The following is a 20,399-nucleotide window of genomic DNA, read 5'->3' as shown; positions in this document are numbered from 1 at the left end:
GAAATCTGGATGAGAAATCTGCAGGAATCGCGGAGGTTTGTGCTCGCCGCTTTCGGATGGATGAGGAGCGGCTTGAGTGTTTGTTAGTACTTATTACTACTTGGCGACGACCGGACCGCCCCAGCGGTAGTTCACGCGCAAGGTCGCCATGTCGGCGTCGAGGCCGACGGTCTCCCCGCGGGATGCGGCGCCTCCGGGAATGTTGGTGAGGCCGACGCTGCGGTTGCCCATGAAGAGGTGATCATACTCGGCAGCCACCGACCAATTGGGTGCGAAGCCGACCTCGATGCCGGTACCGATGGCGCCGCCCCAGCGCGTGTCACTGGCGCGATCGAACACGCCTGTCGCCGCCGTGAGGCCGTTGTATTTATCGGAAGTGACCGCTGCGCCGCCCTTCACGTACCACAGCACGTTGTTCCAGGCGTAGCCGGCCTGGCCGGTGAACAGGCCGACGGCATTCATCTTGGTCTGATTGGTCGTCGCGGCCACGACCTGGCTGGCATTGCTGCCCTTGAGGTTGGCCCAGTCGCCCTGTGCTTCGATACCGAACACGAGGCCGCCACTCTGCCATCGATAGCCGATCTGGCCGCCCGCCAGGGCGCCGGTGGCATTGTGGCAGCCTTCGGAGGCTCCGGCCGCGGTGTTGGTCCAGCAGCTGTGAGCGGAGCCGCCGCCGGCATTCAGGCCGGCATAGAACCCGCCCCATTCATAGATCGCGGCCACCATGGCTGGCGCCTTGGTGTAGGTGCGCGCGGGCAAATCGGCTGCGATGGCCGGCGCTGCCCCCAGCGCCAATAGGGTTGCCGCCCCCAGCAGCATTCCTCGCATCGCAGTCCCCAAATCCCTTCCGACGCCCGCACGCACACTCACCAACGCCCCCCGACGCCCTCGTTCTATAGCCGCTTTCCCTGCGACATGCCGTCACCGAAATGCCACAACAGCTGAGCAAGCGCCAGCCGTCGACCAAGCCGGCGCCAAATGAAAAGGCCGGCGCAGAGGCCGGCCTTTTGCGCGAGTTGCGTGTGCTGTGTGATCAGTAGCGGGCGACAACCGGGCCGCCGAAGTGCCAGATGATACCGGCCTTGACGGTGTGGACGGTGTCTTTGAACTCGGAGCGGTTGGTCACGACCGGCGAGAACTGGATCGTGCTTCGGCCGAAATCGATGAAGTTGTATTCGAGCTTGGCCGACCAGTTCGGAGCGAACATGTATTCGCCGCCTGCGCCGACAGTCCAACCCCACCGCCAATCGTTCTGGACGAAGCTCGGCGGATTAAGCCCGGCATCATACCGATGCTGCAGATCCCCCACAGCGGCACCGCCGCTGATGAAGAGCAGGGCAGGCCCGGTCGCCCAACCCAGGCGGCCCTTGATATCGCCGAAGCTCCGTATTTTCGTGAAATAGGTATCTCCGAAGCCCAGCGCCGGGTTGATCACGGCCGAGCGGCCGTTGATATCCGACCAGTGATAGTCGCCCTCGAGGCCGATCACGTAGTTGCCGAACTGCCAGTTGTAGCCGGCCACACCACCGACGAAACCGCCGGAGGTGTCGTAGTTCTGTGTGCCAAGGAAGCCCACAGTGTTGGGCGCGCCGAAGAATGTCTCCTTGGTACGGCCCCAGCCGCCGCCACCTTGCACACCGATGTAGAACCCGGCCCAGGTCGGGGGCAGGGGAGCAGGCGCTGGCGGCGCCTTGGTATAGGGACGTGCAGCGAGATCGGCAGCGCTCGCGGGCGTGACCAGTCCCAGGACAATCAGGCTTACAGCTCCAAGCATAATCTTTTTCATTGGAAGTTCTCCCGCATCGCGCGCTTTCATGATCGGTCCCCCCGAAAAGCGCCCAGTAACAGATCAGCACGACCGCCGAAGCGGCTTGTCATTCCTTGAGCAGGATACGTGATTCAACCAAAAAGACTGTCGCCCAAAAGCCACATAGAGGCCGTGAAATCGGTCGCTGGAAACTAGCATAAGTTAATGATACTGCTTGAGTTTCTCTGGCATGCCTGGAACCCGCCTCTCCGCCCTGAAGTGGAACCTTGATCAACTCCGTTTTGGGCGGAACTCAACGCACGATTGCTAACACAGGCGACGAACAAAGCTGGAACATCTCGCCGCGGCTGCTATATGTGGATAAGCTAGGAGAAGGCGGGTGACCCGGCCGGCAAGCGTATAGGGTCCGCCGACGAGGAAGGGATGAGCCACCGCATGCCGACAGGCCGGCGTGGACACCGGTCCAGCAATTCGAACCGCGGGAGAGTGCGATGGCGGGAAGCGTGAACAAAGTGATTCTGGTGGGCAATCTCGGCAAGGATCCCGAGATCCGGCGTACCCAGGACGGTCGGCCGATCGCCAATTTGAGCATCGCGACCTCGGAGACATGGCGCGACAAGGCCACCGGCGAGCGCAAGGAAAAGACCGAGTGGCACCGCGTCGTGATCTTCAACGAAGGGCTCTGCAAGGTCGCCGAGCAGTATCTGAAGAAGGGCGCCAAGGTTTACATCGAGGGCGCGCTGCAGACCCGCAAATGGACTGACCAGAGCGGTGTCGAGAAATACTCGACCGAGGTGGTGCTGCAGGGCTTCAATTCGACGCTGACCATGCTCGATGGCCGCGGCGGCGGTGGCGGCAGCTTCGCCGATGAGCCCGGCGGTGATTTCGGCAGCAGCGGTCCGTCGATGGCGCCGCCGCGCCGCGCGGTTGCTTCGGCCGGCGGCGGACGCAACAGCGACATGGACGACGACATTCCGTTCTGATCGATTCACAGCTGAGACGACGGCAGACCTCGCGCCTTCGCGCGAGGTTTTGCCCATCATCCATGTTTATCGTGTTGGCCGGTCAACGCGGTTGTGCCGATCTGTTGGGACTGAACTGATCGCCGGCTTAGACCGCAATCACCCGTCGCCCCGATCTCGCAGTTTCAGTCATCGGTCCGCGTCTGCCATCCAGGCCTCGGCGTCAGCGCCGGCCGGAAGCCGGAACGGCGCAGCTGGATCAGTGGCTGCCCGCCAAATTGCGCTGGCCACATCAGTTGCATGGGTGACTGGACCGGAGCTGTCGCGAACGCTCGCGACGAAGTGCTCGATCAGGGGCGCATAGTCGGGATTCTCCGGACCGCGCAAGTGCGGGCGGGCATTGTCGCCGAAGCGCGTCTCGGGCGAACGGCCCGGCAGCACGAGATGCGCCCGTATTCCGAACGGGCTCACCTCTGCCGCGAGTGATTCAGTGAAGGCATTCACCGCTGCCTTGCTCGCCCGATAGACCCCGACGACCGGCAGCGGCTTGAGCGTGACGGACGAGGTGACATTGATGATGACGCCTGCGCGCCGCTTGCGAAACTGCGGCAGCACCGCCTGGCACATCGCGAGCGTGCCGATCGTGTTGGTCTGAAACAGCGCTTGCACAGTGTCCGCCGCCGTCAGTTCGACCGGCGCCGGTGCGCCGAAGCCGGCATTGTTGACGAGCACGTCGATTGGCGTCGCAATTTTCACCGCCTGGGCGATGCTGTCGGAATTGGTGACGTCAAGCGGCAGCACGCGCAGCCGCTCGGAGGAGGGCAGCAGCTCCTGATGCGGCGTGCGCATGGTCGCCACGACGTTCCAACCGTGCTCGAGGAACAGCCTCGCGGTCTCCAGGCCAAATCCGGACGAGCAGCCGGTGATCAAGACGGTATTCATGAGAGCCTCCTCGGAAAACGGAATGGCCCATTGCTAGAGATCGCGCTCAAGACTTACTATAATCGAGCGTCCCTGCTTCTTTAGCGTCAGTCCTGCCATGACCCTCCTGCCATGACCGTTGATCCGCTCGCTGAGATTGTCACCCTGCTGCAGCCGGCGGCTCGCCTCTCCAAGCTGGTGGAGTGCGCCGGCTCGTGGCGCATCCATCGTCAGGCCACCGGGGAGCCGTTCTACTGTGCGGTTCTGGACGGGCGGTGTCGTATCGCGGTCGACGGGCAGCCGCCGATGGTCCTGCAGGCCGGCGACTTCGTGCTCGTTCCCGCCATGCGCGATCTGATCAACGAAAGTCTGGATCCGCCTGCCGGCCGCTCAGTCAGTGTCCCGAGGCAGGTGAGCAACGGCCATGTCCGCGTCGGTCGCCAGGATGGACCGGCCGACCTGCGCATGCGCATCGGGCACTGCAGCTTCGGCTCGCCGAATGCCGATCTGCTTGTGCCCTTGTTGCCGCAGATGGTGCTGGCACGCGGCCAGTCCCGGCTCGTCACGCTGATGCAGCTGGTCAGCGACGAGACCCGCGCGCAACGTCCAGCACGCGAACTCGTTCTCGAGCGGCTGCTGGAGGTGCTGCTGATCGAGGCCCTGCGGTGCGGAGCCGAAACCGCGGCGTCACCGGGCCTCTCCAGGGGACTTGCCGACGAGCGCCTCGCAGCGGCGCTGTGCGCATTGCACGCGCGGCCCGAACATCCCTGGACGGTGGCGGAGCTCGCCGCCGAAGCGGCTCTGTCCCGTTCGGCCTTTTTCGCTCGGTTCAGTCGCACCGTGGGTTTGCCACCGATGCAGTATCTCCAGGCATGGCGCATGGCACTGGCAAAGCAGCTGCTGCGTGAGCGCGAACTCGGGATCGACGAGGTGGCAGAGCGAGTGGGGTACGGCTCGGCCAGCGCCTTCAGCGTTGCCTTCGCCCGTCACTCCGGCGTGGCGCCAGCCCGCTATGCGCGAACGATTCAGGGCAAAGCTTAGTCAGCAAGGCTTAGTCATTGGTTCGGTCCGTCATCGCCAATCGACGCCGCCAAGACGGGCGAGAAGCCGCGCAAGCAGCGGCTGTCTTCGCGAAGCGCTTGCTAGGGCATGTACTCATGTGGCGCCTGGTTGATTGATGTCCGATTAACTCACAACAGCGGCCCAAGAGCGGACATTCTCCAACGTCGCGGATCGGCCAATTGCTGTCGCTGCTGCATGCGGACCGTCGGCAGCTTCCGATGAGTTGCAGAAATTCTCCTCAAGAGTAGTGGTTGCGCCATTGTTCGATGAGAACTTGTGCTTCTCTCACTCCAGCAGTAGGACACCACAATGAGCATTCGCGTCGGCATTGTGGGGATCAGCGGTTTTGGCGGCGGCGAGGCGATGCGCCTGGTCGCGAGCCACCCGTCTTTCGAGCTAGTCTATGCTGCGGGTGAGGGCAGCGCCGGCAGCCGGTTGGTGGACCGCTTCCCTGGTGTGCCGGCCAAGCTGGCCGAGCTGGTGATCGAGAAGTGGGACCCTGTCGCCCTGCCGAAGCTTGACGTGCTGTTCGCGTCGTTGCCCACGGGCGCCTCGGCCGAGGCGCTGGCGCGCGTCCCCAGGGACGTGAAGATCGTCGACATCGGCGGCGACCACCGCTACGTCGAAGGCTGGGCGTACGGCCTGGCCGACGTCTGGCCAGCCGAGATCGAGGGGCAGATCCGTGTTGCCAACCCCGGCTGCTTTCCCGCGGCGACGCTGAACGCGCTGGCGCCGCTGCTGGTCAACAAGCTGATCGAGCCTGGCAACATCGTGATCGACGTCAAGACCGGCATCTCCGGTGCCGGCCGGGGCGGCGCCGACAGCAAGTTCGGCTACGCCGAGAGCAACGAGAACCTGCTGCCTTACGGTCTGCTCAAGCACGTCCACATGCCCGAGATTGCCAAGACGATCGAGCGGCTGAGTGGCGGCAGCGCGGCCGGGCTGGTGTTCACGCCACACTTGGTGCCGATGACTCGCGGCGTACTCGCCACCATCTACTGCCGCGGCCGCGCTACCACGGACCAGTGCTTGGACGCGGCCCGGCGCTTCTACGCCGGGCGGGCGTTCGTCCGCGTGACCGACAAGCCGCCGCAGACCAAATGGGCTACCGGCTCGAACCTCGCGTTCGTCAGTTATGCGGCCGATCCAGAGCGCAACTTGGTGATCGCGATGGGCGTGGTCGACAATCTCGGCAAGGGAGCGGCCGGTCAGGCGGTGCAGAATGCGAACCTGATCTGCGGCCTGCCAGAAACCGCAGGGCTGGACGGCGCACCTGTTTGGCCGTGAGATCTTTTGCGCGTCCGTATAGTCCGTCGTTTGCGTCGGCCAACAGCTTCAAACCGGTCATGTAGGTGCCGGCCCAACCGACGCTGGTGAGTGTCCGGCAAACAAATCCCGTGGCAAACATACCGAGCACCAAATGACCGAACGCGGTCAAGCCGACTCCGAGCAGATAGATTCGTTTCGGGTCGATGCGGTCGGTGAGCGTGATCAGCACGGGAATGGCCAACATGTATGCGCCGTAGAAGGCCGCGGTTGCCCAGCCGGTGGCACTGTTCGATAACGCCCACTTCGGTGCGAGCTACGGCAGCAGGGCAACTACGGTTCGGCCAGCGCCTTCAGCGTTGCCTTCGCCCGTCACTCCGGCGTGGCACCGGCCCGCTATGCGCGAACGATTCAGGGCAAGGCTTAATCATTTGTTTCGGCCCGTTCTTGCCGATCGATGGCCAAGGATACGGGCGGGAAGCCGCGCAGCGCAGCTGTCTTCGCGAAGGCGCTTGCTAGAGCATGTACTCATGAAGCGCTTGGATGATTGATGTCCGATCAACCCCCAACAGCGGCCCAAGAGCGGACATTCTCGAGAGTCGCAGATTGGCCAAAAAGCGGGCATTCGAACACCCTCACGCCGCCCGTTCGTTCGTGACAACATCGCGCGACGGCTAATGCCTGAAACGAATGCGGCGCTGCCGGCATTCCTGCTGGTGCGCTGCTCCCCGCCGCCCGGCAATTGTGGCCCGGGTCTCCTCACTCTCGTCGCGCTTTATCTGTCAACGTCCCTCGAAATTGGGTGGACGCCCTTGTGCTTGAGCATGACGGCCTTCCTGAAAATCCCGGGTCGTGAGCAGTGCTCGATATTGCTCGTCGAGCGAGGCCAGTGCCGTCTCGGAGTCATCGACCGCCATACGGGAAGAGGCCAGGGACGTCTCGATGCCGAGAGGACCGCATGCGGCGATCTTGTTGGCGATCTCAACAGCCTTCGCAAGAGTTGCATCGCGGTTCGGGGCTACTTCCTGAACCGTTCCCATTCGGAGCGCTTCCCTCGCATCCCAATGATCGCCTGTCAAAATGAATCGCATCGCATTTCCCCAACCGGCCTCTCTTGGAAAGCGAACAGTTGCGCCGCCTCCGGGAAAACGGCCGTGCGTGTTCTCGTCCTGACCAAAATCCGTGTCATCAGAGGCCACGCGTATGTCCGCGACAAGGAAGATCTCGTGCGCCATATTCCACGTGTCGCCATGGACCGCGACAACCAAAGGCTTCTTGAGCGCTGGTCCGGTCCGCCCGAGAGGGTCGATGAAGCCGGGCCCATCCATCATCTTTTTTCCAGACTGGGCGAGTGCCTTGTAGGCGTCGACATCGACCCCTCTGGAGAAGCGATCGCCATGACCGAACAAAACTGCAGCTCGGAGCGACGAATCCCGATCGTAATCGAAGTAGGCTCTCGCAAGGGCTTCAGTCGCCTCCGGATCAAGCCGGTTGTCGATGTAGGGCCGATTGACGCCGATCAATACGATATGGCCCTTTCGCTCGACCGTGATCTTCGTCTGTTGACCGTAAGGAACGTCCGTCATCAGCGTAGACTGTGCAGCTTCGTCGGTCTGTGATGTCATCGATGTCATTTCCGTTTTGAGCCGCAGCGCGACCATCGCTGAAAAACGGTTACTGTCGATCGGAGGATTTTGCTCTAGCGGCGAGCCGATAGCCGCGCGCGATGAGTAGGAATCCCAGTACGGATCAGCTCATGCCCAGATCATCTTGAGGGTGGTGCAAAATGGATGTCAATGATCATGTCTAAGATGGGGCCCACCTGAGACAGGCGATCGTGCATATTTGAAATGCCGCGGCGTCTCGCGGTATTCGACAGAGTTTCGATGACCGATCTCGTATCTTGAAGCCTCACGTTTCGACTTCGGCTCCGGACCCTTCGCGTGCTGCGGTTGCACGAAGCTGGCCTGTTTCAGGGCGGCGCTGCCATGCCCAACTCTGGAACGGCATGGATGACGCTCAACGGTCCGCCAAGTCCGCTTTGGGTCCAGACGCGGCCTTCGAGCTCACGAGCAGCTTACTTCCGTTGATCCCTGATAGCGGACACGTCCGCCGCAGACCGGATGATCCGAGATGGGTCTCACGTCGCTGATGAACGCAGCCGCAGCTTTGCACACTCGTCGAGTGCGTCTATGCCATAGTCAAGGCAGCGACGAGCCTCAATAGCAGGGCGGATGTGGATAGTATCCGCAGGCCCTCCGGTAGCCATACGTTCCGTAAGCTGCGGCTCCTGCTGCCGCAGCTCCCGCTGCTGCAGCACCATAGTAAGCTCGCCGATGCACCCTGCGATGAACGCCTGCTACGCTCATCGGTGTGAGTGGTCGGCCAACTCTGGCCTCAGCACGGTCAAGGGATACGGATAGCACTTTCGCGGGCGAGAAATGGGGCGACAACGGAGCTGCCGTCAAGAACGCAGCAGACACGATCAATCCAAGAAGCTTGGCATTTCTTGTCATGTTGTTCTCTCCCTGTAGGGCGACGATCCAAACATAACGGTGATACGGCGCCTTGCGTCTCACCGTTGATCTGGATCAATAGGAACTAACTTCGAATGCGTCGCCCAGAATGGCGTCGAGGCCTTACCTTTGTGGAACGGCATCGTTGTTTTGCATCACAGCAAATCTGACACCGCGATGACTGCTCAGAGTCAAACTCGACGAAACTTGGTGTGGACATCATACGTCTGCTTTCGGGCGCATATCGTCTAAACGCCTCCTTGGCGGCCTCACGTTGAGCCTCCCGCCAATTCGTGATTCAGCTCCCAAACTGGGGACCAGAATCATGCGCTACGAACTCAGCTACGGGAGGCTGCCATCAAGCTGATGTTACCGAACAAGCGGTACGGCGTGCCGCGGGTGAATGACCGCCTTATTCTTCTAGGTCTTGCGCCAACCAGCTCGCCTTCATCCACTCGCTTTAACCAGCGCCAATGAGTCCACGTCCTACTCGGCAGCTTGCCTGCGGCTCGAGGGTCGCTGCGACTTGACGATCGCGCGAATGCGATCGGCCAGGGCGCTGTCGACCGGATTGTAGACGATCATGCTGAGATCGGGCCGTCCGTCGACAGCGAAGGAGGAATGTTCCAGCTCCATGGGGCCGAGCGTGGGATGGTTGAAGCGCTTGACCCCCTCCCCATGCCCGAGAACGTCATTCTCACGCCACAGCGCCTTGAACTCGGCGCTGGTGCGGCACAGTTCGTCGACCAGTTGCGTGACTTCGGAAGTGGCGCCAGCGCGGGCCACGTCCGCCCGGAACGCGCCGACCACGAAACGTGCTAGCCCTTCCCAATCATGTTGCGCATTCCGGACATGCGGGTCGAAAAACATGCGACGAAGAATGTTGCGCTCGGCCGGCGGCAGTTTGCCGAAATCGGTCAGCACCACAGAAGCAGCCCTGTTCCAGGCGACGACATCCCAGGTCGCGGTCTTGATCAGCGCCGGGCTGATCTCGAGGCTGTCGAGCAGACGTTGCAGCCGTGGCGTGACGCCTTCGAAGGGCTTGTAGCGGACCTCGGGTGGCCGGCCGAGACCCAGGATGAACAGATGCTCGCGCTCCGGCTCAGTCAGCATCAGGCTGCTTGCGATCCGGTCCAGCACTTCAGGCGAGGGCGCCCCGCCGCGACCTTGCTCCAGCCACGTGTACCAGGTGGCGCTGATGTTGGCGCGCTGCGCCACCTCCTCGCGGCGAAGGCCCGGCGTTCGTCGCCGACCGGAAAAACCGAACGCGGCCGGATCGAGCCGCATGCGGCGATCTCTGAGATAGTTGCCGAGGAGATTGTCGGTGATGTCGCTCATGCCGTGCCTGTTACCCATTATACCGGGATAATCTCACGTCTTTAACAGGATGAAGACCTAGCCCAATCATGCGTCGGCGAACACCATCGCCGACATCGATTGGAGACTCTCATGCGTGTTTTTCTCACTGGTGCGACCGGCTTCATCGGCTCGCGGATCGTGCCGGAACTGCTTCAGGCTGGTCATCACGTCATCGGGATGACCCGCTCGGACGAGGGCGCGACGCGTCTGGCAGCCGCCGGTGCCGAGGTGCATCACGGGACGCTCGAGGATCTCGACAGCCTGCGCAGCGGCGCCGCCAACGCCGATGGCGTGATCCACGTTGCCTTCGATCATGACTTCTCGAACTTCGTCGCCAATTGCGAGAAGGACCGACGCGCGATCGACGCTTTGGGCTCCGTGCTGAAAGGCTCCGACCGGCCGCTGCTCATCACCTCCGGCACCGGCATGGGCAGCGCCGGGCCGGGCAAGCCCGCGGACGAGGATATTTTCGACACCAGCCACCCGAACCCGCGTTCGGCGTCTGAAATCGCCGGCAATGCGCTGCTCGAAAAGGGCGTCAACGTCTCGGTGGTACGCCTTCCTCAGGTGCACGATACGGTCAAGCAGGGGCTGATCACCCCGCTGGTGGAGATCGCCCGCGCCAAGGGCGTGTCGGCCTATGTCGGTGACGGCAGCAATCGCTTTCCTGCGGCCCACGTCACCGACGTCGCCCGTGTCTACCGGCTCGCATTGGAAAAGCGCCAAGCCGGTGCGCGCTACCACGCGGTGGCTGAGGAGGGGATTCCGGCGCGTCGGATTGCCGAGCTCCTCGGCAAGGGGCTCGACCTGCCGGTGAAGTCGCTGTCGCCGGCAGAAGCACAGGACCACTTCGGTTGGATGGCGATGTTCGTCGCGATGGATCTGTGGGCCTCGGGCGCGAAGACGCAAGAACGGCTTGGCTGGCGCCCGACCGGCCCAGGGCTGATCGCAGACCTCGAGCAGATGCGCTACTGAGATCATCCCTCGCTGAACCGTTGACCGGTCGTGGCCAGCATGTGCTTGGGAAGCCCCGCGGATGTGCGGGGCTTCTTTTATGCGGCAATCCTGCGTCATGTCGCACGTTGCGCGCAGGACAGAACGGCTCCCGGGGATATCTGCCGCAGGTTAACGCATTCGGGGTCGGGCGAGGGGGCCTAAGTCGCTGGAAAATCGAAGAGAAAAAGCGCTTCGATTAACCGCTCGGGGGTGGTTTGCGGCGACCTGATGCGCTATATGAGTCGCAGCGATTTCCGCGTGCAAAACTGACCGGATCCCCCATTGTCCGACACTGAAGATGAGAAGCCCGGCGAGCCGGGCGGCCCTTCCGATATTCGCCCCGTCTCCATCCTCGACGAGATGAAACGCTCCTACCTCGATTACGCGATGAGCGTGATCGTGGCGCGGGCGCTGCCCGATGCGCGCGACGGCCTGAAGCCGGTGCACCGGCGCATCCTGTACTCGATGTACGAGCAGGGGCATACGCCGGACAAGAAATACGTGAAGTCCGCCCGCGTGGTCGGCGACGTCATCGGTAAATATCACCCGCATGGCGACCAGTCGATCTACGACGCCATGGTCCGCATGGCGCAGGACTTCTCCATGCGGGTGCCGCTGATCGACGGCCAGGGCAATTTCGGCTCGGTCGACGGCGATCCGCCCGCAGCCTACCGATATACCGAGGCGCGGCTCGCCAAGGCGGCGATCCCGCTGCTCGACGACATCGACAAAAACACCGTCGATTTCGTGGCGAACTACGACAACTCCGACAAGGAGCCGTCGGTCCTTCCGGCCAAGTTTCCGAACCTGCTAGTCAACGGCGCCGGCGGCATCGCGGTCGGCATGGCGACCAATATCCCGCCGCACAATCTCGGCGAGGTGATCGACGCCTGTGTCGCGCTGATCGACAATCCCGCGTTGTCTATCGACGAACTGACTAACATCATTCCAGGACCGGATTTCCCGACCGGCGGCATCATCCTTGGCCGCGCCGGCATCCGTTCCGCCTATCATCTCGGCCGCGGCTCGATCGTGATGCGGGGCAGGGTGACGATCGACACGATCCGCAAGGACCGCGAGGCGATCATCATCTCGGAGATCCCCTATCAGGTCAACAAGGCGACGATGGTCGAGCGCATCGCCGAACTGGTGCGCGAGAAGAGGATCGAGGGCGTCGCCGATCTCCGCGACGAGTCCGACCGCGAAGGCTATCGCGTCGTGGTCGAGCTCAAGCGCGACGCGGTTCCGGACGTGGTGCTGAACCAGCTCTACAAGTTCACGCCGCTGCAGACGAGCTTCGCCGCCAACATGCTGGCGCTCGACGGCGGCCGGCCGCAGACGATGAACCTGAAGGATCTCCTGACGGTGTTCATCGCCTTCCGCGAAACGGTGGTGACGCGGCGGACCAAATATCTGCTCGGCAAGGCACGCGACCGCGCCCATATCCTGGTCGGCCTGGCTGTTGCGGTAGCCAATATCGACGAGGTCATCCGCGTGATCAGGACCTCGCCTGATCCGGCGACCGCGCGCGACGCGCTGATGTCGCGCGACTGGCCGGCCCGCGATGTCGAGGCCATGATCACTTTGATCGACGATCCCAGGCATCGGCTCAACGAGGACGGGACCATCCGGCTGTCGCTGGAGCAGGCCAAGGCGATCCTGGACCTGCGGCTGCAGCGGCTCACCGCGCTCGGCCGCGAGGAGATCTCCGACGAACTCGACAAGCTCAAGATCGAGATCAACGACTATCTCGACATCCTGCGTTCACGCGCGCGCGTCCAGGACATCATCAAGACCGAGCTCGCTGCCGTAAAGGCGGAGTTCGGCACCCCGCGCAAGACCACCATCATCGAGCAGGAAGGCGAGGTCGAAGACGAGGACCTGATCCAGCGCGAGGACATGGTGGTGACGGTGTCGCATGCCGGCTACGCCAAGCGCGTGCCGCTGTCGGCCTATCGCGCCCAGCGCCGCGGCGGCAAGGGCCGCGCCGGCATGCAGACCCGCGAGGAGGATTTCGTCAGCCGGCTGTTCGTGGCTTCGACCCACACGCCGGTCCTGTTCTTCTCGTCGCGCGGCCAGGTCTACAAAGAGAAGGTCTGGCGGCTGCCGGTCGCGGCCCCCAACGGACGCGGCAAGGCGCTGATCAACATCCTGCCGCTGGAGCAGGGCGAGCGCATCACCACGATCATGCCGCTGCCGGAGGACGAATCCTCCTGGGCCAATCTCGACGTGATGTTCGCCACCACAGGCGGCAACGTCCGCCGCAACAAGCTGTCCGACTTCGTCGAGGTCCGCCGCTCCGGCATGATCGCGATGAAGCTCGACGAGGGCGAAGAGATCGTCGACGTGCAGATCTGCACCGAGCGCGATGACGTGCTGCTGACCGCGGCCGGCGGGCAATGCATCCGCTTTGCGGTCAACGAGGTCCGCGTCTTCACCGGGCGTACTTCGATGGGCGTGCGCGGCATTGCGCTGCCGTCAGGCGACAAGATCATCTCGCTGTCCATCTTGCGCCACATGGAGGTCGATTCCGAAGAGCGCGCCGCCTATCTGCGCCGTGCCAGCGCCGTGCGCCGCGGCGGGGCCGAGGAGGAGGCCGGCACAGAGACCGAGGATGCCGCGGCGGGCTCGACCGTGGAGCTCGGCGAGCAGCGTTATGTCGAGATGTCGGCGGCCGAGCAGTTCGTGCTGACCATCAGCGAGAACGGTTATGGCAAGCGGACCTCGTCGTTCGAGTACCGCACCACCGGCCGCGGGGGTAAGGGCATCGTGGCGATGTCCGTCAACGAGCGCAACGGCAAGCTGGTGGCCTCATTCCCGGTCGAGGACGCCGACCAGATCATGCTGGTCACCGACAAGGGCCAACTGATCCGCTGTCCGGTCGAGGACATCCGCATTGCCGGCCGCTCGACCCAGGGCGTGATCGTGTTCAATACCGCCGACGACGAGAAGGTCGTCTCGGTCGAGCATATCGGGGAAGACACCGAGAATGGCGGGAATGGCAGCAGCCAGGGCGACCAGGGTGGCGATCAGGCAGGTAGTGAGTAGCGAATGAGGGAATAGGCATTAGCGAATAGGGACATATGGCCAATCTATTCGCTACTCGCTAGTCGCAAGCCGTCACTGGGGCCTGTGGACAGCCACGATCCGAGCGTCGCGGACCACCGCCTTGGTCCCGGCGCGGCGCAGGCAGGAGGCCTCGAAATTCGGCCAGGCCTGCTCGGAGCAATCGCGCCCGATCGGGTGGACGTCGAGCCGGTCACCCTTGGCCAAAGGCTGCGGCACGCTGGCTTCGACCTCGAAACCCGGCACAATGGTGAGCGCGGCGGCCACGAACGCGGCCACCGCGATGGCAGAAAGCGCTTTGAGCATGACGGTCCCCTGTCTCGGCCTTTGGCCTAGCGTGTTGGGACTTGCATACTGGGCGCTGGTTTCGAGATCCCTTCGCGAAAACCGCGAAATGGTTTCATTACATCAAGGTTTTGTTTCATCGGCCGCCATCCGATGAAACAAAGGCCGGCTTGCCGGCCGTTTCCGGCGGGTATAGGAGGGGCTTATGCCGCGTATCGCCCTTTATCCAGGATCGTTCGATCCCGTCACCAACGGCCATCTGGACGTCGTTCGCCAGGCCGTCCACCTCTGCGACCAGCTGATCGTCGCCGTCGGAGTCCATTCCAGCAAGAAGCCGCTGTTCTCGACCGAGGAGCGGCTTGCCATGGTCCGCGAGGTGTTCGCCCCAGTGGCGGCGCAGGCGTCCTGCGGCTTCGAGGCGACGACCTATGACAATCTCACGGTGACGGCTGCACAACAGGCCGGGGCGATCCTGATGATCCGCGGCCTGCGCGACAGCACCGACCTGAATTACGAGATGCAGCTCGCCGGCATGAACAGCGCCATGGTGCCTGGTATCCAGACCGTGTTCGTGCCGGCCTCGCTCGAGACCCGCCCGATCGCCGCCACACTGGTCCGTCAAATCGCTGCCATGGGCGGCGATGTATCGTCTTTCGTGTCGCCCTCCGTCGCAGCCAGCCTCAAAGCCAAGTTTCAGTGATGCGCTGCGAGGGCGCCTGCGATGAGCGGCGCCACCGACTTTCCGCCCTGCATGTCCCCGGAGTTTTCATGATCCGAGCTATCGCCTTTGTCTTCGCCCTGGTCTTTGCGGTGCCCGCCCTGGCGCAGTCGCTGCCGGCCGGTCTCGACAAGCAGAATGCGCTTGTCATCGACACCACCAAGGGCCGTATCGTCATCAAGCTGCGTACCGACCTGGCGCCGCAGCATGCCGAGCGCCTCAAGCAGCTCGCGCGGGAGGGCTTTTACAACAACGTGCCGTTCCACCGCGTCATGGACGGCTTCATGGCCCAGACCGGCGATGGCCAGAATTTCAACGGGACCGGCGGCTCCAAATATCCGAACCTGAAGCAGGAATTCTCCAACGTGCCGTTCAAGCGCGGCACCGTCGGCATGGCCCGGCGCGGAGACAGCGTCGATTCCGCCAATTCGCAGTTCTTCATCTGCTTCGGCGACGCCGCCTTCCTCAACGGCCAGTACACCGTGGTCGGCGAGGTCGTGCAGGGCATGGACGTGGTCGACAAGCTGAAGAAGGCGCCGCCCGGCTCCTCGTCCGGCAGCGTCACCGATCCCGACAAGATGGTGAAAGTCCAGGTCGCTTCCGACGTGAAGTGATCGCGACAGACGGCACCGCCGGTGAGGCGATGTCGCAGTCTTCGCCAGCGCCGGTTGGAACCGAACCGGCGCTGCGCGTTTAACGAAATCTTTGCCAAGCGTCTCGGCTCTTGGTACGCCCGCCAACAATGCCATTTATCGAAAGAGGGGCCGGTGCGATTGCACGCCCGCGGGCATTAAGTTCCCTCGTTCGGACGCGTTTTTCGTCAACGCGTCGAACTCAAACCATTGAGAGACAAGCATGGCTGTCACCGAAAATACCTTGATCCTTGAGACCACCCAGGGCCCCGTCACCATCGAGATGCGCCCGGATCTGGCGCCAAATCATGTGGCGCGGATCAAGGAGCTGGTGCGGGATGGCTTCTACGACGGGATCGTCTTCCATCGCGTCATCGACGGCTTCATGGCTCAGACCGGCTGCCCGCACGGCACCGGGACCGGCGGCTCCGGCAAGAAGCTGAAGGCCGAGTTCAACGCCGAGCCGCATGTGCGCGGCACCGCCTCGATGGCCCGCGCCGCGAGCCCCGACTCCGGCGACAGCCAGTTCTTCATCTGCTTTGACGACGCCCGCTTCCTGGACAAGCAATATACGGTCTGGGGCAAGGTGACCGAGGGCATGGAGAACGTCGACAAGATCAAGCGCGGCGAGCCGGTGCAGAACCCCGACAAGATCGTCAAGGCGTATATGGCCGCGGACGCGGCGTAATATATCGATCCTCATGGTGAGGAGCGTGCTCAGCACGCGTCTCGAACCATGAAGCCCCCGACCTCCGGGCCTCATCCTTCGAGACGCGCTGATGCGCTCCTCAGGATGAGGGTCGGCATGGTGCCGAGCCTGGAATGCGCACCGATCTCTTCGATTTCCATCTCCCGCCGGACAACATCGCGCTACGGCCGGCAAGTCCGCGCGATTCCGCCCGCATGCTGGTGGTGCAGGACGACGGCGTGCTGCGCGATCGCCTGATCGGCGATCTGCCGGATTGGCTGGAGCCGGGTGACCAGCTGGTCGTCAACGACACCAAGGTGATCGCGGCGCAGCTGTCAGGCCGCCGCATCGGGCGCGACACTGAACCCAAGATCGAAGCCACGCTGATCAAGCGGCTGGACGGCTCGCGCTGGCAGGCGCTGGTGCGGCCGGCGAAGAAGCTCGCGGCCGGGGATACCATTCGCTTCGGCAACGAGGGCAAAGTGTGTTTGCTCGGTCACCTGGATGCCTCGGTCGAGGCCAAGGGCGCCGAGGGCGAGGTGACGCTGTCGTTCTCGTTTCATGGCCCGACCCTGGATCAGGCGATCGCCGATCTCGGCCGGCCGCCGCTGCCGCCCTATATCGCCGGCAAGCGCGCGGCCGACGAGCGTGACGCCGACGACTATCAGACCATGTTTGCGGTGAACGAGGGGGCGGTCGCGGCGCCCACCGCCGGCCTGCATTTCACGCCGGCGCTGGAGGAGCGCTTGCGCGCCCGCGGGATCGGCCTGCAGCGCGTCACCCTGCATGTCGGCGCCGGCACTTTCCTGCCGGTCAAGGCCGAAGACACCGCGGGTCACCGGATGCATGCGGAGTGGGGCAGCCTGTCGGCGGCAACTGCCGCGGCGCTGTGCGAGGCGCGCGCGCAAGGCGGCCGCATCGTGGCCGTCGGCACCACCTCGCTGCGCCTGTTGGAGAGCGCCGCGGCCGGCGACGGCACCATCGCGCCGTTCGAAGGCGAGACCTCGATCTTCATCACGCCCGGCTACCGCTTCCGCGCGGTCGATATTCTGCTGACCAACTTCCATTTGCCGCGCTCGACGCTGTTCATGCTGGTGTCGGCCTTCTCGGGGCTCGACACCATGAAGGCGGCCTACGCGCACGCGATCGCCGAAGGCTACAGGTTCTATTCCTACGGAGATGCGTGCCTGTTGTTCCGCCGTGGCGAGCAAGAGGTGCGGACCCCCTAGCGTGCGGCATGCGCGGTCATTGCGGGGAGCGTAAGCGCAAGCCGTCGCCTAATTCTCGATCGTCATGCCCCGGCGAATGCGGGGCATCCAGTACTCCGCAACGTCTCGACTCATCACAAACGTCTCGGAGTACTGGATCATCCGCCTTCGCGGATGATGACAGTCTTCGCGTTGATGTTGTTTGCGCGCAATGACGCCGGGAGACAGCTACGCCATCGCGCGCTCCGGCAACAGCTCCGCGATCTGCACCGCGTTGAGCGCCGCGCCCTTCAAGAGCTGATCGGCGGCGACGAACATCGCGATCGAATGCCCGGAAGGATCCGACAGATCCTTCCGGATGCGGCCGACCAGCACGTCGTCCTGGCCGGAGGCATCGACCGGCATCGGGAAATAGTTCTTCTCACGATCGTCGACGATACGCACGCCTGGCGCGGTGGCGAGAATGCGTCGCACGTCGTGTTCCGAGATCGGCTTCTCGCATTCAAAGGTGATGGCCTCGCAATGGGCGCGCAGCACCGGGACGCGGACGCAGGTGACGCCGATCGCGATTCTGTCGTCCTCGAAGATCTTCCGCGTCTCCTTGATGACCTTGGTTTCTTCGTCGTTGTAGCCGGTCTCGGGGTCGATGGTCGTGTTGTGGCTGAACAGGTTGAAGGCGTAGGGATGCGGCATCACCTGCGGCGTGTAGACCTGTCCGTTGAGGCTGGCGCGGGTCGATTGCACCAGCTCGTCCATGGCGGCGGCACCTGCGCCGCTCGCGGCCTGATAGGTTGCGATGATCACGCGCTTGATGCGGTTGGTCTGGTGGATCGGCCACAGCGGCACCAGCGCGGTGATCGCCGCGCAATTCGGATTGGCGATGATGCCCTTGTGGTCGCGGATGCGGTTGGCGTTGATCTCGGGGATCACCAACGGCACGTTCGGGTCCATGCGGAAGGCCGAGGAGTTGTCGACCACAACGGCGCCGGAGCGGACCGCGATCGGCGCAAACTTCTTCGAGATGCCGCTGCCGGCAGAGAACAGGGCGATGTCGACGCCCTCGAATGAGCGCTCGTTCAGCTCCTCGATGGTGATCGTCTGGCCGCGGAAGCTCAGTGTCTTGCCGGCCGAGCGCGCGCTCGCCAGCGCCTTCAGCCGGCCGACGCGGACATTGCGGCGGTCCATGGTGGCGATGAATTCGGCGCCGACAGCGCCGGTCACGCCGACGATGGCAACAACGGGGTCGTTCTTCACGTCTCTATCTCCAGTTGGAATTCAGGCAATAAAAAAGCCCCGGACCTGGCATCAGGCGGGGCTTCGGTTCGAAGATGTCGCGGCTAGGTTCGTCTACGCGCGCACGCCTCCCGAGGCCCGGCAGGGCTTGGTGGTTTTCGTCGTGCGTTTGGTCGCGGTGAACATGGCGCGGGACCATAGGGGCGGTCGGAACCGCCGTCAACGGGCTTTGTGACGGGAATTGGGGGCTTACGAGGTTGAAACCGGCTCCATGCTGACGCAATAAGCCCGCCATGAGCTTATCCGAGACGCACCTTCCCAATCATTTCGAGCTGCTCGCGACCGACGGCAACGCCCGCACCGGCCGTCTGACCACGCCGCATGGCGTCGTGCGGACGCCCGCCTTCATGCCGGTCGGCACCGCCGGCGCCATGAAGGGCATCCACTGGCGCGACATCCGCGACGCCGGCGCCGATATCGTGCTCGGCAATACCTATCATCTGATGCTGCGGCCCGGCGCGGAGCGGATCGCGGCGCTCGGGGGCCTGCAGCGCTTCACCGGCTGGGGCGGGCCGATGCTGACCGATTCAGGCGGCTTCCAAGTGATGTCGCTGTCCGAGCTGCGCAAGGTGACCGAGAGTGCCGTGACGTTTCGTTCGCATATCGACGGCACGAAAATCGAGCTGTCGCCGGAGCGGGCCATCGAGGTGCAGCGGCTGCTTGGCTCGGACATCGCGATGCAGCTCGACGAATGCGTGCGGCTGCCGGCCGAGCCGGACGACATCGAGCGTGCCATGCGCCTTTCCCTGCGCTGGGCGGAGCGCTGCCGTCGTGCTTTCGAGACTGCGCCGGCCGGCTATATGCTGTTCGGCATCGTGCAGGGAGGCGACATCCCAACTCTGCGCGAGGCGAGCGCACGCGGCCTGGTCGAAATCGGCTTCCATGGCTATGCGATCGGCGGTCTCGCTGTCGGCGAGCCGCAGGCCGTGATGCTGGCGATGATCGAGGCCACCGCGCCGGTGCTGCCTGCGGATCGTCCGCGCTATCTGATGGGCGTCGGCACGCCGGACGATTTGTTGGAGTCGGTCAAGCGCGGCATCGACATGTTCGACTGCGTGCTGCCGACGCGCAATGGCCGCCATGGCGTCGCGTTCACGCGCTTCGGGCCGGTGAACCTGCGCAATGCGCGTCATGCCGACGATCCGAGGCCGCTCGACGAGGAGAGCCCATGGCCGGCGGCCCGCAGCTATGCGCGGGCCTATCTGCACCACCTCGTGAAGTCAGGCGAGACCCTCGGCGCGATGCTGCTGTCGGAGATCAATATCGCCTACTATCAGCAGCTCATGGCCGGCCTGCGCGATGCGATCGCGACAGGAACTTTTGAACAATTCTATGCTGAGACGCGCACAAACTGGTCGCGCGGCGATATCGCCGCGCGATGACTGACAGCGTGAGATGACGTTAGGATGACAGAGCGCTGCAGGCGAAACGTTTGTGAACCGTGTGCTTGGTCACGAAGCCGTAACCGCAGGTGTCGCAGGTCCAGAGATAGCTGATCGCATTATCCGCGAGATAGGCGGACGCTTCCGCCGCGATCATGGAATCTGCACAAACTGGGCATGTCGGGAGATCGCTGCCGCGCGGATCCGGCTTCTGCATCTTGGTCGACATGAATTCAGCGACTGCTGACATGGGGACCTCCGTTGCGGTCGGGAAATG

At 63.5% G+C, this 20,399-nt stretch carries 19 protein-coding genes; 10 read left to right on the top strand and 9 right to left on the bottom strand.

From position 1 onward, the window contains the following. Positions 1–96: 96 nt before the first annotated feature. Both BRAS3843_RS04630 and BRAS3843_RS04625 read right to left on the bottom strand, forming a co-directional pair. Positions 97–828 carry an outer membrane beta-barrel protein gene (locus BRAS3843_RS04630; RefSeq protein ID WP_008967579.1) on the bottom strand — a complete coding sequence of 244 codons (732 nt, stop codon included), beginning with the start codon at positions 826–828 and terminating at the stop codon, positions 97–99. A gap of 205 nt (positions 829–1,033) precedes the next feature. After that, positions 1,034–1,786: an outer membrane beta-barrel protein gene (locus BRAS3843_RS04625; protein WP_008967578.1), complete on the bottom strand. Its 753-nt coding sequence runs from the start codon at positions 1,784–1,786 to the stop codon at positions 1,034–1,036. A 473-nt stretch (positions 1,787–2,259) separates the two neighbouring features. Here BRAS3843_RS04625 and BRAS3843_RS04620 point away from each other — a divergent pair, with 473 nt between their 5' ends. Then, a complete protein-coding gene (locus BRAS3843_RS04620; protein ID WP_008967577.1) occupies positions 2,260–2,751 on the top strand; it encodes a single-stranded DNA-binding protein in 492 nt (163 codons plus the stop codon). Positions 2,752–2,919: 168 nt separating this feature from the next. On the opposite strand, the gene BRAS3843_RS04615 is transcribed toward BRAS3843_RS04620, so the two are convergent. Beyond that, the gene (locus tag BRAS3843_RS04615; RefSeq protein ID WP_008967576.1) at positions 2,920–3,672 is read right to left on the bottom strand and encodes an SDR family oxidoreductase; all 753 of its coding nucleotides are present in this window, start codon (positions 3,670–3,672) and stop codon (positions 2,920–2,922) included. Between the two features lie 111 nt (positions 3,673–3,783). Here BRAS3843_RS04615 and BRAS3843_RS04610 point away from each other — a divergent pair, with 111 nt between their 5' ends. Continuing rightward, positions 3,784–4,692 carry an AraC family transcriptional regulator gene (locus BRAS3843_RS04610; protein WP_008967574.1) on the top strand — a complete coding sequence of 303 codons (909 nt, stop codon included), beginning with the start codon at positions 3,784–3,786 and terminating at the stop codon, positions 4,690–4,692. Positions 4,693–5,022: 330 nt separating this feature from the next. Continuing rightward, on the top strand, positions 5,023–6,000 hold the full coding sequence (gene argC, locus BRAS3843_RS04605) for an N-acetyl-gamma-glutamyl-phosphate reductase (RefSeq protein ID WP_008967573.1): 978 nt from the start codon (positions 5,023–5,025) through the stop codon (positions 5,998–6,000). A 761-nt stretch (positions 6,001–6,761) separates the two neighbouring features. On the opposite strand, the gene BRAS3843_RS04600 is transcribed toward argC, so the two are convergent. From BRAS3843_RS04600 to BRAS3843_RS04590, 3 genes are all read right to left on the bottom strand, one after another. Next, positions 6,762–7,604 (bottom strand): enoyl-CoA hydratase-related protein, encoded by an 843-nt coding sequence (locus BRAS3843_RS04600; RefSeq protein WP_008967571.1) that lies wholly within the window; start codon positions 7,602–7,604, stop codon positions 6,762–6,764. A 594-nt stretch (positions 7,605–8,198) separates the two neighbouring features. Continuing rightward, a complete protein-coding gene (locus BRAS3843_RS42000; RefSeq protein ID WP_083841310.1) occupies positions 8,199–8,495 on the bottom strand; it encodes a hypothetical protein in 297 nt (98 codons plus the stop codon). A gap of 486 nt (positions 8,496–8,981) precedes the next feature. After that, positions 8,982–9,833, bottom strand: a complete 852-nt coding sequence (locus BRAS3843_RS04590) for a helix-turn-helix transcriptional regulator (RefSeq protein WP_008967568.1) — start codon at positions 9,831–9,833, stop codon at positions 8,982–8,984. Between the two features lie 111 nt (positions 9,834–9,944). On the opposite strand from BRAS3843_RS04590, the gene BRAS3843_RS04585 reads away from it, so the two are divergent. After that, a complete protein-coding gene (locus BRAS3843_RS04585; RefSeq protein ID WP_008967567.1) occupies positions 9,945–10,829 on the top strand; it encodes an SDR family oxidoreductase in 885 nt (294 codons plus the stop codon). Positions 10,830–11,132: 303 nt separating this feature from the next. Continuing rightward, positions 11,133–13,898, top strand: a complete 2,766-nt coding sequence (gene gyrA / locus BRAS3843_RS04580) for a DNA gyrase subunit A (RefSeq protein WP_008967566.1) — start codon at positions 11,133–11,135, stop codon at positions 13,896–13,898. Between the two features lie 72 nt (positions 13,899–13,970). On the opposite strand, the gene BRAS3843_RS04575 is transcribed toward gyrA, so the two are convergent. Further along, complete coding sequence (locus tag BRAS3843_RS04575; protein WP_008967565.1) at positions 13,971–14,222, bottom strand: hypothetical protein; 252 nt, start codon at positions 14,220–14,222, stop codon at positions 13,971–13,973. A 184-nt stretch (positions 14,223–14,406) separates the two neighbouring features. On the opposite strand from BRAS3843_RS04575, the gene coaD reads away from it, so the two are divergent. The 4 genes from coaD to queA all read left to right on the top strand — a co-directional run bounded on the left by coaD (position 14,407) and on the right by queA (position 17,468). Further along, a complete protein-coding gene (gene coaD / locus BRAS3843_RS04570; protein WP_008967564.1) occupies positions 14,407–14,901 on the top strand; it encodes a pantetheine-phosphate adenylyltransferase in 495 nt (164 codons plus the stop codon). Positions 14,902–14,969: 68 nt separating this feature from the next. Next, positions 14,970–15,533: a peptidylprolyl isomerase gene (locus BRAS3843_RS04565; protein WP_008967563.1), complete on the top strand. Its 564-nt coding sequence runs from the start codon at positions 14,970–14,972 to the stop codon at positions 15,531–15,533. A 241-nt stretch (positions 15,534–15,774) separates the two neighbouring features. Beyond that, entirely contained in the window at positions 15,775–16,239 is a 465-nt protein-coding gene (locus BRAS3843_RS04560) for a peptidylprolyl isomerase (RefSeq protein WP_008967562.1), read from the top strand. A 134-nt stretch (positions 16,240–16,373) separates the two neighbouring features. Continuing rightward, positions 16,374–17,468 carry a tRNA preQ1(34) S-adenosylmethionine ribosyltransferase-isomerase QueA gene (gene queA, locus BRAS3843_RS04555; protein ID WP_008967561.1) on the top strand — a complete coding sequence of 365 codons (1,095 nt, stop codon included), beginning with the start codon at positions 16,374–16,376 and terminating at the stop codon, positions 17,466–17,468. Between the two features lie 207 nt (positions 17,469–17,675). Here the strand turns inward: queA and BRAS3843_RS04550 are convergent, their stop codons facing one another. Further along, positions 17,676–18,701: an aspartate-semialdehyde dehydrogenase gene (locus tag BRAS3843_RS04550; protein ID WP_008967560.1), complete on the bottom strand. Its 1,026-nt coding sequence runs from the start codon at positions 18,699–18,701 to the stop codon at positions 17,676–17,678. 272 nt (positions 18,702–18,973) lie between these two features. On the opposite strand from BRAS3843_RS04550, the gene tgt reads away from it, so the two are divergent. Then, a complete protein-coding gene (tgt, locus tag BRAS3843_RS04545; protein WP_008967558.1) occupies positions 18,974–20,122 on the top strand; it encodes a tRNA guanosine(34) transglycosylase Tgt in 1,149 nt (382 codons plus the stop codon). A gap of 19 nt (positions 20,123–20,141) precedes the next feature. Here the strand turns inward: tgt and BRAS3843_RS04540 are convergent, their stop codons facing one another. Beyond that, entirely contained in the window at positions 20,142–20,372 is a 231-nt protein-coding gene (locus tag BRAS3843_RS04540; RefSeq protein WP_008967557.1) for a hypothetical protein, read from the bottom strand. Positions 20,373–20,399 lie beyond the last annotated feature (27 nt).

Origin of the sequence: Bradyrhizobium sp. STM 3843 (assembly GCF_000239815.1) — a bacterium.
Lineage (GTDB): Bacteria > Pseudomonadota > Alphaproteobacteria > Rhizobiales > Xanthobacteraceae > Bradyrhizobium.
Note: the sequence above shows the minus strand (reverse complement) of the source record. Positions and strands in the feature narration are given on the sequence as shown.

What these genes read in the sequence shown, in the direction of transcription:
- BRAS3843_RS04630 (WP_008967579.1), bottom strand. Translation starts at nt 828, where the DNA reads ATGCGAGGAATGCTGCTGGGGGCGGCAACCCTATTGGCGCTGGGGGCA.
- BRAS3843_RS04625 (WP_008967578.1), bottom strand. Translation starts at nt 1,786, where the DNA reads ATGAAAAAGATTATGCTTGGAGCTGTAAGCCTGATTGTCCTGGGACTG.
- BRAS3843_RS04620 (WP_008967577.1), top strand. Translation starts at nt 2,260, where the DNA reads ATGGCGGGAAGCGTGAACAAAGTGATTCTGGTGGGCAATCTCGGCAAG.
- BRAS3843_RS04615 (WP_008967576.1), bottom strand. Translation starts at nt 3,672, where the DNA reads ATGAATACCGTCTTGATCACCGGCTGCTCGTCCGGATTTGGCCTGGAG.
- BRAS3843_RS04610 (WP_008967574.1), top strand. Translation starts at nt 3,784, where the DNA reads ATGACCGTTGATCCGCTCGCTGAGATTGTCACCCTGCTGCAGCCGGCG.
- argC (WP_008967573.1), top strand. Translation starts at nt 5,023, where the DNA reads ATGAGCATTCGCGTCGGCATTGTGGGGATCAGCGGTTTTGGCGGCGGC.
- BRAS3843_RS04600 (WP_008967571.1), bottom strand. Translation starts at nt 7,604, where the DNA reads ATGACATCACAGACCGACGAAGCTGCACAGTCTACGCTGATGACGGAC.
- BRAS3843_RS42000 (WP_083841310.1), bottom strand. Translation starts at nt 8,495, where the DNA reads ATGACAAGAAATGCCAAGCTTCTTGGATTGATCGTGTCTGCTGCGTTC.
- BRAS3843_RS04590 (WP_008967568.1), bottom strand. Translation starts at nt 9,833, where the DNA reads ATGAGCGACATCACCGACAATCTCCTCGGCAACTATCTCAGAGATCGC.
- BRAS3843_RS04585 (WP_008967567.1), top strand. Translation starts at nt 9,945, where the DNA reads ATGCGTGTTTTTCTCACTGGTGCGACCGGCTTCATCGGCTCGCGGATC.
- BRAS3843_RS04575 (WP_008967565.1), bottom strand. Translation starts at nt 14,222, where the DNA reads ATGCTCAAAGCGCTTTCTGCCATCGCGGTGGCCGCGTTCGTGGCCGCC.
- coaD (WP_008967564.1), top strand. Translation starts at nt 14,407, where the DNA reads ATGCCGCGTATCGCCCTTTATCCAGGATCGTTCGATCCCGTCACCAAC.
- BRAS3843_RS04565 (WP_008967563.1), top strand. Translation starts at nt 14,970, where the DNA reads ATGATCCGAGCTATCGCCTTTGTCTTCGCCCTGGTCTTTGCGGTGCCC.
- BRAS3843_RS04560 (WP_008967562.1), top strand. Translation starts at nt 15,775, where the DNA reads ATGGCTGTCACCGAAAATACCTTGATCCTTGAGACCACCCAGGGCCCC.
- queA (WP_008967561.1), top strand. Translation starts at nt 16,374, where the DNA reads ATGCGCACCGATCTCTTCGATTTCCATCTCCCGCCGGACAACATCGCG.
- tgt (WP_008967558.1), top strand. Translation starts at nt 18,974, where the DNA reads ATGAGCTTATCCGAGACGCACCTTCCCAATCATTTCGAGCTGCTCGCG.
- BRAS3843_RS04540 (WP_008967557.1), bottom strand. Translation starts at nt 20,372, where the DNA reads ATGTCAGCAGTCGCTGAATTCATGTCGACCAAGATGCAGAAGCCGGAT.